Raw genomic sequence first — 13484 nt, forward strand, 5'->3', positions numbered from 1 at the left:
CTTCTCCCCAGAGGGCAGAAGGGCTGTCACTCACCCGACGATCATTTCCGTCCACTTCTGGTTCAGCCAGTCGGACTTGCTCGTGTAGAGGTCATAGCGCGGGATGATCGGCGCGATGTCGGAGGACACGGCGGCGAACTCCTGATCCGTCAGGTCGGTCATCTTGCGGTCGATGGTCGGGGCGGTGCCGACCTTGCGCGACAGCAGGGACTGGATCGACGGCTGGCACATGTAATCCACGAAGACATGCGCGAGGTCGCCGGCCTTGGAGGCGCGGGTGACCGCCCAACTGCCGGAGTCAAGGATGCCGCCCTCTTTCGGGAAGGTCGAGCGCACCGGCTGCCCGTCCGCGGCGGCGAGGCCGGTCACGTCGTGGTAGTACTGGCCCATCGGGATTTCGCCGGACTTCAGCGAGGCCTCGAACTGCGCCTCGTCGCGGTACCAGAGCTTCACGTTGGACTTCAGTTCTGCCAGCTTCTTGAAGCAGTCGAGCTGCCCCTGCTCGCTGTCGAGATGCTTGGTGCCGCCGAAGAAGGTCGCCGCCGTGACCTCCAGCAGGAAGCTGTTGCTGACCAGCGCCAGCAGGCCGAGCTTGTCCTTGTTCGCCGGGTCCCACAGGGCCGCCCAGCTGTCCGGAGCCTGCGGGTAGCTCTTGGTGTTGGTGACCAGCGTGATGTACCAGGACACCGCGCCGATGCCGCTGACCTTGCCGTCCGGATACTTGTTGACGAGGTGCGGGACGACCTTGGCGGCGTTGGGGATCTTCGACAGGTCGAAGGGCGCCCACAGCTCTGCCGAGGCCCCCTTCAGCATCGCCACCTGCGACATCATCGAGACGTCGGCGGGCGCCTGACGGGCGCGGGCCGCCTGTTCGAGCTGGACCAGCCACGCTTCGCCGGTCGGCTCGGCGATGGCCTCCACCGTGATGCCGGTGGCCTTGGAGAATTCCGGGAAGATGTGCTTCTCGAAGGATTCCTTGAAGTAGCCGCCGTAGACGCCGACCTTCAGCGTCTTCGACTGGGCACGGACGATGTTCGGAAAACCGATGGCGGCCACCGTGGCCAGCGTGCCCGCTCCGGCCAGAACGGCGCGGCGGCCGATGCCGCCGGTCAAAGCGGCGTGAAGTCCCTGCTTACCCGTCGTCTCGTTCATGGATGCGACCTTTCCTTGCGGACGAGCTTATCTGTTCGTGAGGCCAGCATTGTGGCCTGCGATCATTAGACCCCCGGCGCCGTTGCCCGAAAATCAGAAAGTTTTGTATCTTACTTCGATCCGGGTCGAAGTATGGGGCGTGCCGGACGCGGCGGGCGGGGCAGGGGAGGGCGGCGTCGTGGCGATGATTCAGCTGGAAACCGTGGATCTGCGCCTGTTGCGGTTGTTCATGACCATCGTCGAGGCCGGCGGATTCAGTGCGGCGCAGAGCGAACTGAACCTGTCGCTGTCCACCATCTCCACCCATTTCGCTGATCTGGAGACCCGGCTGGGCCTGCGGCTGTGCCGGCGGGGACGGTCGGGATTCCAGCTCACCCCGGAAGGGCAGGCGGTCTATGACGAGGCGCGGCGCGTGTTCGACTCGCTGGACCGCTTCCGCGGGCGGGTGCGCGGCCTGCGCGAGCGGCTGACCGGCACGCTGGCGGTCGGGCTGGTCGACAACACGCTGACCGACCCGCGCGCCCCGCTGGAGCGCGTCTTCGCCCGCTTCACCGAGGCGGCGCCGGAGGTCTCGCTGATCATCAACGTGCGCCCGCCGAACGAACTGCTGCGCGACGTCATCGGCGGGCAGTTGCAACTCGCCATTGCCAGCTTTCCGCGCATCGTGCCGAGCCTGTCCTACCAGGACCTCTACAACGAGACGATCCACTTCTGCGTGGCGGACGGGCACCCGCTGTTCACCCTGCCGGACGAGGCCATCGACCTGGACGAGATCCGCCGCTACCGGCTGGTGGCGCGGAGCTATTGGGGATCGCGCGACCTGAAGATCTTTGCGATTTCGACGCCCAAGGCAACGGTCAGCGACATGGAGGGGGCGGCGCGGCTGATCCTGTCCGGCGCCTACGCCGGCTATCTGCCGGACCATTACGCCGCACCCTACGTCAAGGCCGGGAGGCTGCGGATTCTGCTGCCCAAGGTCTTGTCCTATCAGGCGCCCTTCCAGGTGGCCTTCGACGCCAACCGCTCCAAGAGCCCGGTGGTGGACCTGTTCACCGCCCTGACCCGCGAGGAGATGACCGCTCCGGAGTTCCGGAGCGGTCCCGTCGTCCGACCGGCCTGATCGTGGTCCGGTGCGAGGCGATGTAAAGCATACTTGACAGTGGTGAGGCGTCGCATGTAAAGCTTCCTTGTCATTGGGCGGCATGGTAAGGGGCGGGGGATGTTCAGCATCAAGCGCTACGGCGTCGAATTGTCCGGGGCTCTGGCTCTCTACGCGGCGCTTCTGCTAGGCGCCAACGCGGCGGACCGGTTGCTCCAACCGGAAGGCGCGATGAAAATGGCGCTCGCGCTTTTGCCGATCCTCGGCACGGTCGCCGTCGCCTGGACGGTCTTGCGTGGGCTGCGGCGAATGGACGAGCTTCAGCGCCGCATCCAGTTCGACGCGATCGCCCTGTCCTTCACGGGCACGGCGTTGGCGACCTTCGCCTGGGGGTTTGCGGAAGGTGCCGGCGCGCCGGAACTGCGCGCCTTCCATATCTGGCCGCTCATGGCGGTGTTGTGGGTCGTCGGGGTGTGCATCGCCCAGTGGCGCTACCGATGAGAAACGCGGTGAAAGACATCCGCACGGCCCGCGGCTGGAGCCAGAGTGAGCTGGCGGAGCGCCTTCAGGTGTCCCGCCAGACGGTCAATTCGATCGAGAATGGGCGCTACGACCCCAGCCTTCCGCTGGCCTTCGCCATCGCCCGGACGTTCGGCCTGACCATCGAGGAGATCTTCTTTCCCTGAAGGATGTTCGGCCCGGAATCCGCCGGTTCCGTCAGATGTGATACTCCGGCTCCGGCACCGTCTGGTCCATGGCAAGGGCCGGCACCGTGTCGCGGCACCAGCCGACGATCCGCGCCGGGACGCCGACCACGGTGGCGCAGGGCGGCACGTCCTTCAGCACCACGCTGCCGGCTCCGACCTTGGCGCGGCTGCCGATCTCGATGTTGCCCAGAATCTTGGCCCCGGCCGAGAGCAGGACGCCGTCGCGCACCTTCGGGTGACGGTCGCCATGCTCCTTGCCGGTGCCGCCGAGCGTGACCTCCTGCAGGATCGACACGTCGTTGCCGACCACCGCGGTCTCGCCGATCACCACGCCGGTGCCGTGGTCGATGAAGACGCCGCGCCCGACCGGGACCGCCGGGTGGATGTCCACCGCGAACACTTCCGATACCCGGCTTTGCAGGAAGTGGGCAAGGTCGCGCCGCTCGCGCCGCCACAGCCAGTGGCCGATGCGGTGCCATTCCAGCGCGTGGAAGCCCTTGTAGTAGAGGAACGGCGTCAGGCAATTGTCGGCTGCCGGGTCGCGCGTGCAGATGGCCTGGAGGTCGGAGCAGGCCTCCTCGACGATGCAGGGCGCGTCGGCGACCGCCGAGCGCACGAGCATGGCGAGCTGGTCGGCGGAGATGTAGGAGTCGCCCAGCTTGCGCGCCAGCAGGCTGCCCAGCGCCGACGGGAAGTCATGGTGCAGCAGGATGGCGGTGTCGATGAAGGGGCGCAGCCACGGCTCCTTGACAACGACGTTCTCCGCCTCGGCACGCAGCATCGCCCACATGCCGTCGACGCCCTCCAGAAGGGGCGATTCCGGGTGGTCCAACCCCTTGAGGTTCTGGTCCTTGAGGCCCTGATCCTTGAAGCAGGGGGCGACGATGTGATTCATGGTAGGCTTGTCCTGATGTTCCCGACCGGTCCGGCCGTCGGTCCGGTCATGGGCCTTTCAACAGGCCGGATGAAAGCCTAGCACGCCGCTTTCCGGAAGGGGAGCCATGTCGTGGGAAATGAAGGGCCACTACGAATTTTTGCACATTTCCACGCTGTGAAAATTGCCTGCCCACTCAGGCAGCCCCATCCGCGCAGCGGGCGGGTTTACCAAGTGATCACGTAGTCGCCGGTGTAGGGGCTGGACCCGACCTGCATGTTCCTTGTGCCGAACGTCTCCTGCAAGGCGGCGGCGTTGCCGTTCACCGTGATCCCACGGGCGCTCCAGCCATTGCCGTCGCGGGCGACCGTGAACTCGCCCTTGGACTGCACAAGGTTCGAGTCGCTCACGGCGTGTATTGTCATCGTGCCTTGCCGGGCCGCGGCAAGTTCGGACTCGCGGCTGGCGATGATGTCCTCCCAGCCATCCTCCTTCTTCAGGGAGCCGGAGGCGAGGCCGCTTCTCATGCGGTTGATTTCATCCGGATAGGCTTCGAGCACCACCGCCTTCCGGTCGGCCAGGGCTTGGTCCATCGTTTTCGGCATGCCGTCATAGAGCCCCTGGAGAGACCGGACCGTGCCGTAGACGTTCCGTTCCGCCTCGCTCAACTGATTCAACTGGTCGTCATCGAGGGCAGGCAATTGGGAAAGCCGGCCGTCGCGAACCAGGGTTCGGACCTGATCATCGGCAACGGCGTTGGCGGCGTTCCGGAAGACGTCCGACTTGGCCCATTCCTTGACGGCGGCGATGCTCTCCAACGCTTGCTTCGACGCGGATGGTTTCGAGGACACGCCATCGGTGTCGGTCCATTGTGTCGCGTCGAGAGGGGGCATGGGAGCCGCCGGATTGCGGCCGCCTCCGGCCAGATGCGCCGCAAGCCGGCTGGCAACAGCGCTCTCATGCTCGGCTTTCGCCAGCAGCGCCTTGGCGCGATCCGACAGCTCGACCGTGGAGGCTGGTCTGAAGCCAGTCGTGGCGTTGTCCGCTTTCTTTGCAAACACGTCCGTGGCTGGGCCGGGGTTCGGACGAATCGGACGAAGGAAGCCCGCTTGCGAACCCGCAGCGTTGATGACGCTCATGAGTCCCGATCCTTGTTGCCAGCTTCGATGAGTGACGACGCGGAAACACGGTCCCAGGCCTACATCACCAAGCCCGCATCGCTGGATTGAGAACATACCACACAAAAACCCTCATGGGTAGTTGTGCCGGTGTATTTTCCATAAGACACCTTATGGAATTTTTGCGACAACTTACACAAACACCCGTCATGCATACACCCAACACCGGATTCGTGCATCTGCTTACCGTGCTCCGGGGTTCGGCCCCCCCTTTCCGCTCGGGAGCGTGTTCTCGCGGCTAGAGTGTCCCGCCGGGCCGGGCAGCGGTGGCTCCGGAACGGTCGCGGCGCGCCATGGCGTCCACGAAATGGCCCATCGCCAGTTTCATGTCGTTGAAGACCGTGCCCGGCGAAACGCCCAGATGGGCGGCGATCTGGGGATAGGACAGGCCCTCGACCCGGTTCAGGAGCCACACCTGACGGGCCCGCGCCGGCAGACGGTCGAGAGCGTCCATGAAGCACGACACCCGCTCGCGGTGCAGCAGGCGCTCCTCCGCCGACGGGGTTTCCGACGCGATGCCCAGCGCCTCGGCGGTGTCCGCCGGGCCGGCTTCGAACCGCTCCTGGGTCCGGCAGCGCCGGAGATGGTCCAGCGCGAGGTTGTGAACCGTCCGGTGAAGAAAAGCCCCGACGTTGTCGATGGGTCCCCTCTCCACCGCCTTGCAGGCGCGCAGGTAGCTTTCCTGCAGCACGTCCTCGGCAATCTGAAAATCGCGAACGATCTTCATCGCGCACCCGAACAACGAGCGGCGGTGATCGAGATAGATCGCAATCAGGCTTGCGGACATGATAGCCCTGTCGGTACGACGGCGGAGGGGACACCACCGCGGTCGGTGCGACGTCGGCGGCCTTGCAACGCCGAAATTGATAATGATTCTCAATTTCAGATGTCAAGCCGGTTGGACGGGTGCAGGAGCGATCACCATCGGGGGGCTGCGGTTTGCGGATTGTGGCCCGGCGGGCGATGAAACGTCTCAACCTTACGTGAGTCCGATCACAGGAAGAGTGGAAGGCCAGCGTGGAGCAGGACAAGGCAGGCGGCGGACAGGATGCCGGGGCCTACCGGCATGCGGATCCGATCACGGACGAGGCGCTCACCTGGTTCGTGACGCTTCTCGACGCGCCCGTGGACCCAGACGCCCGCGCCGCCTATCAGGCATGGCGGAACCGCGACCCGCGCCACGCCGCTGCCTTCGATCGCCTGTCGTCGCTTGGAAGCATGCCCGAACTCCAGCAGGCGTCGACGCTCGCCCATTTCCCGCAGGCGACCCCTTCGCCGTCGGCCATCCGGTCCGCGACGCGGCGGAGGTCCGGGCGGTTTGGCGGATGGCGGGCCTCGCTGGCCGCCGCCGCGCTGCTGCTGGCCATCGGCGTCCATCTCCAGCCCACATTGGCGCTCCGCCTGACCGCCGACCACCGCACCGCCGCCGGGGAGCGGCGGGAGGTCGCCCTGCCCGACCGGTCGCGGCTGATCCTCGACACCGACTCCGCGGTCGCGCTCGATTTCGCCGAGGGCCGGCGCCACGTCCGGCTGCTGCGCGGGCAGGCCTACTTCGACGTGGTCAGCGACCCCGCCCACCCCTTCCGCGTCACCGCCGGCTTCAGCGAGGTGGAGGTGACCGGCACCGCCTTCACCGTGCGGGCGGACGGCGGGCAGGACGCCGTCTTCCTGGAGCGCGGGCGGGTGTCGGTCAGCCGGAGGGAAGCGCCGGGGCAAACGGTGTCCCTCGTTCCGGGTGACCGGGTGACGGCCACGGTGGACGGCCTGTCGGCGCCCGCCCGCCCGGACCCGGCGGAGGCGCTGGCCTGGAAGGACGGTCGCTGCGTGTTCCACGACCAGCCCTTCGCCGCGATCGTCGACACGCTCCGGCGTTACCACGGCGCACCGATCGTCCTGATCGGCGACCGGCTGGCCGGCGCGCGGGTCAGCGGAAACTACCGGCTGGACGATCCCGTGGCGGCAATCCGCTCGCTGGCCGACGTCGTGGGAGCCCGCGTGACCGAGCTTCCTGCCGGACTCATCCTGCTTCGATAGGGTTTGTCGTTCTTTCGGGATTTTTTTGTGAGACGCCACGCCCCCGTGCGTCTGCCGAAAAGAGGGGGCACGGTTCATACGCCGGTCATCACGCCCCCGCCACCAGCGCAGACGGGAGTTGTGAGGAATGGAAGGCCGGACGGTTTCGACAGGCAAGTTCTTGGTATGCGCGCGGGGAACCGCCGCCCGGCATCTGATCCTGGCCCTCATGGCGACCACCGCGCTCGGCGGCGTCCTGGCCCTCCCCTCCCCGTCCCTGGCCCAGCCGGCCGCTCCCGCCCCTGGCGCCGCTCAGACGATGACCTTCGCGCTGCCGGCACAGCCCCTGCCCGCGGCGCTCGACGCCTTTGCGCGCCAGACCGGCTGGCAGATCGGCTATTCCGCCGATCTGGCCGCCGGGCGCAGCTCCCGCCCGGTGTCGGGCAGCATGACGCCCGCCCAGGCGCTCGACACGCTGCTGTCCGCAACGGGCGTCGGCTACCGCATGACCGGCACCGGCACCGCGACGCTGGTTCCGGCTCCGACCGGCGACGTCACAATGCTGGCGCCGGTGTCGGTCACCGCCTCGACCGGCGCCGGCAGCGGAAACGGCACCGTCACCATCACCAGGGAGGATCTGGAACGCAGAGAATCCCAGCGACCTCCGCGACGTCTTCTCCGGCGAGCCGACGATCCGCGTGGGCAGTTCCGTGCCGATGTCGCAGAAGGTCTATGTGAACGGCGTCGAGGAAACCAATCTGGCGGTCACCATCGACGGCAGCCGCCAGAACAACAAGGTCTTCCACCACAACGGCACCACGCTGATCGATCCGGCGCTGCTGAAGGTGGCGCGGGTGGACGCCGGCGTCGCCCCCGCCGACGCCGGGCCGGGCGCGCTCGCCGGCTCCATCGCCTACGAGACCAAGGACGCCAGCGACTTTCTGGCGAGCGACGGCATCGGCGGCTTCGGCAAGACCACCTTCAACAGCAACGGCTCCGGCCTGACCACCAACCTCGCCGGCTTCGGGCGCCACCAGGGGCTGGAGGCGCTGGGCACCGTGACCTACGGCAAGGGCGGCAAATACACGGCGGGCAACGGGCGCAAGGTGGACGGCACCGAGACGGACGTGGTGAGCGGCCTCGGCAAGGCGGCGGTGCAGACGGAGAGCGGCCACCGCTTCCAGGCCAGCTACGAACGGGTCTACGACGACGCGCCGCGGCCCTTCCGCGCGAACATCGGATCGCTGGCCGGGCGCCCGGCCTGGGAGCCGCGCGTGCGCGACTACACGCTCGACCGCCAGAACATGGTCTTCACCTACACCGACGCCCTGCCGACGGAGCTGTGGAACCCCAAGCTGGTGCTCGCCTACGGCCGCACCGACGTGGAGACGCCGATCTTCACCCGCCCGGTCGGCAGCAGCACCGTGCCGGGGAGCTATCCGGGCAAGGGGGCGACCAGTTCCTTCAACGGCAAGCTGGAAAACACCTTCGGCTTCCGGATCGGCACCGTCACGGCGGGCACTGACTTCTATGTGGACCGCGCCAACTACCGGGACCGGACGATGACCGCGACCGAGCGGGCGCGCAACAATGGCCTGTACGGTCAGGCCCGGCTGGAACCGATGGAGCGGCTGCGCCTGTCCTTCGGCCTGCGCGGCGACCGCCAGACCTTCGAGGGGACGACCGGACGGGAATGGACCAACCACGGCCTCAGCCACAATCTGTCTGGTGAGTTCGACCTGCTGCCCCGTTTCCTGACCGCCAAGGCCGGTGTGTCCCGCGGTTGGGGCGGCGTCCAGATGGCCGAGAACTACATCATGAACCCGGCCTGGAACTACGGCACCGGCCCGCGCCCGGTGACGGCCTACAACAGCACCGCCGGGCTGGAGGCCCGTTACGAGGGCTTCACCGCGGAAGGCCGGATCTTCCGCACCAAGCTGGACGACGCCCGCGCCGCGCGCTTCGCCGCTACGAGCGCCACCCTCGCCCGCGACGTGCGGTCGGAAGGCTATGAGCTGGGTCTCGGCTACGCCTGGACGAACGGCTTCATCCGCGCCAAATACGCCGACATCGACGTCAAGATCGACGGGCGGCCCGCCGATTCCGACACCGGCACCTACCTCGCCACGCCGATCGGGCAGGTCTTCACCGTCGGCGGCGCCCACACCGTGCAGTCCTGGAACCTGACCCTGGGCGCCGACCTGGAGTTCGTTCTCGATTACGACAAGGTGCAGGCCGGGCAGCGGCCGCTGAAGGGCTATCAGACGGCCAACCTGTTCGTGGAGCACCGGCTGCCGGAGCACGCCAACCTGGCGCTGCGCCTCGACGTCCGCAACCTCTTCGACGAGACCTACGCCGACCGCGCCACCTACGGGCAGGAGTTCGGCACCGTCACCCCGCTCTACCAGCCGGGCCGGGCCTTCCTGCTGAGCGCCTCGGCGCAGTTCTGATCCCGCGCCGCGGCGGCTGCGGCAAGGTCATGGCCAACGCGGGCCATGACCGGCCCCCAGTCGCCGGGCGAGTCCTGCCGGTAGAGGCGCATCGTCGGGTACCACGGGCTGTCGTCGCGCCCGCGCAACCAACGCCAGCAGGCGTCGGAGCGCGACAGCATCCACACCGGGCGCCCGATGGCGGCGGCGAGGTGGGCGACCGACGTGTCCACGGTGACGACGAGGTCGAGATGCGCCGCGATGGCCGCGGTGTCGGCGAAGTCGGTCACCCCCGCCATGGGATCGGTGAGCAGGCCGGCCGCGATGGCCGCCCGTGCCTGCTCCGCCGCGTCCCCAACCTGGAGGCTGACCGCCGCGATCCCCGGCACCGACAGCAGCGGCTCCATCAGCGCGAAAGGCACGCTGCGGCGGCGGTCCATCGCGTGGGAGGTGGGGTCGTGGCGCCGCGGGTTGCCCGACCAGACGAATCCCACGCGCAACGGGCGCTTCCCGGCGGAGTCTCCGGTCTGGTTCCAGCCGAGCCGCTCCGCCCAGGCCGCCACCAGATCGGGGGGCGGCGTGATGTAGGGGACCCCGGAGGGTATCCCGTCGATGCGCGTGCCGAAGGCGAAGGGCAGGCTCATCAGCGGGCAGCACAGGTCGAAATCCGGCAGCGCCGCTGCGTCGTCGTAGGTGGCCAGACGGTCGATGCCCCGCACCGAGGCCAGCAGGCGGCGCAGCTCCGGCTGGACGATCAGCAGCACCCGCGCGCCGCGGTCGGCCAACAGCGGCGCGTAGCGGACGAATTGCAGCGTGTCGCCCAGGCCCTGCTCGTAATAGAGGAGGATGGTTCTGCCGGCGATGTCCTCGCCCCGCCACACCGCCTTGCCGGACACCGCGGCGGTCTGGCCGGTGTAGTCCCAGCGCCGTTCGTAAAGCGCCAGCCCCTCTTCGAAATCGCCGAGCGCCAGCTTCAGCACCGCCAGCTCGCAGACCGGGTGCGGATGGTCCGGGCGCAGGGCCTTGGCGGTTTCCAGCGCCGCTTCCGCCTCGTCGAACCGGCCCGCGTCGCGCAACGCGATCCCCAGATTCAGGAACGTCTCAAACTGCGCCGGGTCAAGGGCGGCGGCGCGTCCCAGCCAGGGCACGGCCTCGCCGATCCGACCATCGGCGGCCAAGGCGGAGCCGAGATTGCCCGGGACGCCGCGCGCCGCCGGCTCCAGCGCCAAAGCGCGGGCGAGGTGACGGATGGCCTCGTCGCAGCGACCGGCCGCCTTCAACGCCGCGCCCAGATTCCCAAGGAAGTCGGTGTTCAGCCCGTCCCGCGCCACCGCGGCGCCGATCAGCGCGACGGCTTCGCCATGACGGCCCTGTTGGCCGGCAACGATGCCCAGCAGGTGCGCGGCGTGGGCCTGCTCCGGATCGGCGTCCAGGATGCGCTGGTAGATGATCGCCGCCTCGTCCAGCCGACCGGCCTGATGGTGGTCGATGGCAACCCCATAGGCTTCCTCGATTGTCGCCATACCGCGAACCTTGCGTTGCAATCGCCAAGAGAACTCGCTCCGGAGTAAACCGGAAGCGGCATGGCGCGCAAGTTTTCGCGAGACCAGGAGGGAATATCCACCCGTATCAGGCGCCTTTTTTCACCCGAGTGGCGGAGGGCAGGCGGACGACGAAGCGGGCGCCGCCGGCCTCCTCCGCATCCTCCAGGGCGATGGTGCCACCGAGCTGGTTGACGGTGTTGTGAACGATGTGCAGGCCGAGCCCGGCGTGGCCGCGGTCGCGGCGCGTCGTGAAGAACGGATCGAAGATCCGCGTCCGCAGCTCCGGCGGGATGCCCCGCCCATCGTCGGTGACGGCCAGTTCCACGACCCCCGCCGCGGCCTTGCCGGCGCAAACCGTTACGGTGCCCCGCTGCCGGACCTCTCCCTGCCCGGCGTCCCCCTGCCCGGCGTCCCCCGCGCCGTCCGCGAAGGCGTGGTTGACCGCGTTCAACAGCAGGTGGGAGACGATCTGCGCGATGGCCTGCGGGTAGCCGTCCATCATCAATCCCGGCGGGCAATCCACGACAACCCGATGCTCCCCGGGTTCCCAGAAAGGCCCCAACGCTTCGACGGCCTGCATCAGGCAGAGGCGGAGGTCGAATCGGCGGCGCGTTTCGCCCGCCGGGTCCACCGCCAGCTCCTTGAAGCGCTGGACCAGTTCCGCCGCGCGGACGGTGTTGTTGACCAGCAATTCGGACACATCGCCCATGTCGGTCAGGAAGCGTTCCAGCTCGCGGCGGCGGAGGTGCCCGGATTCGAGAAGATGCTTCATCTTCGGCACCTTCTCGCTGATCAGGGTCGAAGTGGTGAGTGTGATGCCAAGCGGCGTGTTGATCTCGTGCGCTACGCCGGCCACCACCTGCCCCAGCGCGGCCAGCTTCTCCGCCTGGACCAGATGGGCCTGGGTCCGCCGCAGTTCCGCCAGGGTCGAATCCGCCTGCTCCTTGGCGCGGCGCAACTCGTCCTCGCGGCGGGTGATCTCGGCGGCGAAATGATGGACGGCGCGGGCCATGTCGCCCAGCTCGTCCCGCCGCTCCAGGTCGGTCACCAACCCGTCGCGCGGGTCGCGGGCCAGCCGCCGCGTCGCGTTCTGCAGCCGGCGCAGGGGCCGCGTGATCCCGCCGGCCACCAGCAGCGCCGCGCTTGCGGCGAACAGCAGGCCGACGGTCGCCCCGATGAGCAGGGTCGAGCGCAGGAGGTCGGCGCTGCCTACCGCGCTGTCCTGGAACAGGTCGTTCAGGCGGCGGGCGGTGCTCATCACCGCCGCGGCGTCCATGTCCATGGCGGCGATGGCGCCGTTCTGCCGGGCCAGCCCATCGGTGGTGCGCTCCAGCCCGTCGCGCCACGCCGTGATGGCGGCCAGCATCCCGTCCTGGATCAGCGGGGAGATGGGAAGCCCCGACACCCGGTCGCGCAGCCGACCGCTGTCGGTGACGACGTCGCGCAGACTGCGGGAATCGCGCCGCTCCAACGCCCTCAGCGTCCGCCCGCTGAGCGTCAGGGCGGTCATGGCGAGCGTCTGGGTCTCCTGCTCCATGGCGTGGGCCGACATGGTGCGGCGCAGAAGCTCCGCCACCTCGTCCTGGACGGCGCCGTAGCCGGCGTCGGCGGCTTTCAGCAGCCGCCCGGCGAATGCGTCGTAGCGCGGCGCCAGCTCCGGAAGCGTGGTCCGGTCCAGCCGCTCGGCCCGCAACCGGGTCAGCTCGTCCAGCGCCGCCCCATGGGCGGTGTCGGCGGCGAGCGACGCGGCGAGACCGTCGGCGGTCCGCTCCACCCGGTCCAGCCAGAGGGCCAAGCCGCCGGAGCGCGGCGGTGATCCCGGCGGGGAAGCGGGAGGTTCGGCGATGGCCGCCCCATCCATGGCGGCCAGCCGGGCGTTCAACAGCGCCTCCCGCAGCGCGTGCAGGCCGTCGACCAGGTCGCGACCGGCATGCATCCGCCGGTCGGACTCGGCCAGGGAGGCGACGAGCGCCGCGTTGACGGCGTGCTGCCGCTGGCGCGCCTGTTCGGCCAGGGCGAGCAGGCGCGCCTCCTGCTCCGCCATGCCGCGGGCACGGGCGTCACTGACGGTGATCGCCTCGACCAGCTCCTCCAGCCGGGCGGCGTGACGGTCGGACGCGCGGCGCGCGGTCTCCACGGCGTCGGCCTGGATGCCCTGGTCCGCCAGCCCGCCGAGCGCGTCCAGCGCCGCCCGCGCGCCGTGGGTGGCGCGGCGGAAGGTGACCTCATGGGGAAGCCGGCTTTCCGGAGCGGAATGGATGAAGTCGTTGCGGGCCGCGGTGGCGGCGATCATCTCGCGGTAGACGGTGCCGGCCAGGACCGCGGCCTCGCGCGAGCGGCCGGCACGCTCCAGCAGGATCCAGGCCGACACCGCGATCAGTGCCGCGATGACCACCGGGATTCCACCCACCGTCGCTATGCGATACGAGATCCTCATCACGCTCCGCCGGCTGCCGTTCCTCCAGGGGACTGCGGAACAGACCGGCGG

The 13484-nt window shown here is 68.7% G+C and carries 11 protein-coding genes and 1 pseudogene; 6 read left to right on the plus strand and 6 right to left on the minus strand.

Annotated elements, in window-relative coordinates; genetic code table 11:
* Positions 1 to 30: 30 nt before the first annotated feature.
* Complete coding sequence (locus ACWPN5_RS08140; protein ID WP_492295141.1) at positions 31 to 1152, minus strand: ABC transporter substrate-binding protein; 1122 nt, start codon at positions 1150 to 1152, stop codon at positions 31 to 33.
* 184 nt (positions 1153 to 1336) lie between these two features.
* Here ACWPN5_RS08140 and ACWPN5_RS08145 point away from each other — a divergent pair, with 184 nt between their 5' ends.
* The 3 genes from ACWPN5_RS08145 to ACWPN5_RS08155 all read left to right on the plus strand — a co-directional run bounded on the left by ACWPN5_RS08145 (position 1337) and on the right by ACWPN5_RS08155 (position 2937).
* Positions 1337 to 2272, plus strand: a complete 936-nt coding sequence (locus tag ACWPN5_RS08145) for a LysR family transcriptional regulator (RefSeq protein WP_492296369.1) — start codon at positions 1337 to 1339, stop codon at positions 2270 to 2272.
* A gap of 99 nt (positions 2273 to 2371) precedes the next feature.
* Positions 2372 to 2752 carry a hypothetical protein gene (locus ACWPN5_RS08150; protein ID WP_492295142.1) on the plus strand — a complete coding sequence of 127 codons (381 nt, stop codon included), beginning with the start codon at positions 2372 to 2374 and terminating at the stop codon, positions 2750 to 2752.
* 8 nt (positions 2753 to 2760) lie between these two features.
* Complete coding sequence (locus tag ACWPN5_RS08155) at positions 2761 to 2937, plus strand: helix-turn-helix transcriptional regulator (protein ID WP_282184623.1); 177 nt, start codon at positions 2761 to 2763, stop codon at positions 2935 to 2937.
* Between the two features lie 31 nt (positions 2938 to 2968).
* On the opposite strand, the gene cysE is transcribed toward ACWPN5_RS08155, so the two are convergent.
* The 3 genes from cysE to ACWPN5_RS08170 all read right to left on the minus strand — a co-directional run bounded on the left by cysE (position 2969) and on the right by ACWPN5_RS08170 (position 5797).
* Entirely contained in the window at positions 2969 to 3853 is an 885-nt protein-coding gene (gene cysE / locus ACWPN5_RS08160) for a serine O-acetyltransferase (protein WP_200477499.1), read from the minus strand.
* 206 nt (positions 3854 to 4059) lie between these two features.
* Positions 4060 to 4971 carry a hypothetical protein gene (locus ACWPN5_RS08165; protein ID WP_492295143.1) on the minus strand — a complete coding sequence of 304 codons (912 nt, stop codon included), beginning with the start codon at positions 4969 to 4971 and terminating at the stop codon, positions 4060 to 4062.
* Between the two features lie 277 nt (positions 4972 to 5248).
* On the minus strand, positions 5249 to 5797 hold the full coding sequence (locus ACWPN5_RS08170; protein WP_145687157.1) for an RNA polymerase sigma factor: 549 nt from the start codon (positions 5795 to 5797) through the stop codon (positions 5249 to 5251).
* A 230-nt stretch (positions 5798 to 6027) separates the two neighbouring features.
* On the opposite strand from ACWPN5_RS08170, the gene ACWPN5_RS08175 reads away from it, so the two are divergent.
* From ACWPN5_RS08175 to ACWPN5_RS08185, 3 genes and pseudogenes are all read left to right on the plus strand, one after another.
* Entirely contained in the window at positions 6028 to 7044 is a 1017-nt protein-coding gene (locus ACWPN5_RS08175) for a FecR family protein (RefSeq protein WP_492295144.1), read from the plus strand.
* A gap of 298 nt (positions 7045 to 7342) precedes the next feature.
* Positions 7343 to 7501: pseudogene (locus ACWPN5_RS08180) on the plus strand (STN domain-containing protein); the annotation flags it as partial.
* Positions 7502 to 7721: 220 nt separating this feature from the next.
* Positions 7722 to 9473, plus strand: a complete 1752-nt coding sequence (locus ACWPN5_RS08185; protein ID WP_492295145.1) for a TonB-dependent receptor domain-containing protein — start codon at positions 7722 to 7724, stop codon at positions 9471 to 9473.
* On the opposite strand, the gene ACWPN5_RS08190 is transcribed toward ACWPN5_RS08185, so the two are convergent.
* Both ACWPN5_RS08190 and ACWPN5_RS08195 read right to left on the minus strand, forming a co-directional pair.
* The gene (locus ACWPN5_RS08190) at positions 9425 to 10975 is read right to left on the minus strand and encodes a tetratricopeptide repeat protein (RefSeq protein WP_492295146.1); all 1551 of its coding nucleotides are present in this window, start codon (positions 10973 to 10975) and stop codon (positions 9425 to 9427) included. The genes ACWPN5_RS08185 and ACWPN5_RS08190 overlap by 49 nt on opposite strands.
* Before the next feature lie 106 nt (positions 10976 to 11081).
* On the minus strand, positions 11082 to 13433 hold the full coding sequence (locus tag ACWPN5_RS08195) for a sensor histidine kinase (RefSeq protein ID WP_247888378.1): 2352 nt from the start codon (positions 13431 to 13433) through the stop codon (positions 11082 to 11084).
* Positions 13434 to 13484 lie beyond the last annotated feature (51 nt).

The organism is Azospirillum sp. UENF 211521 (genome assembly GCF_058780535.1).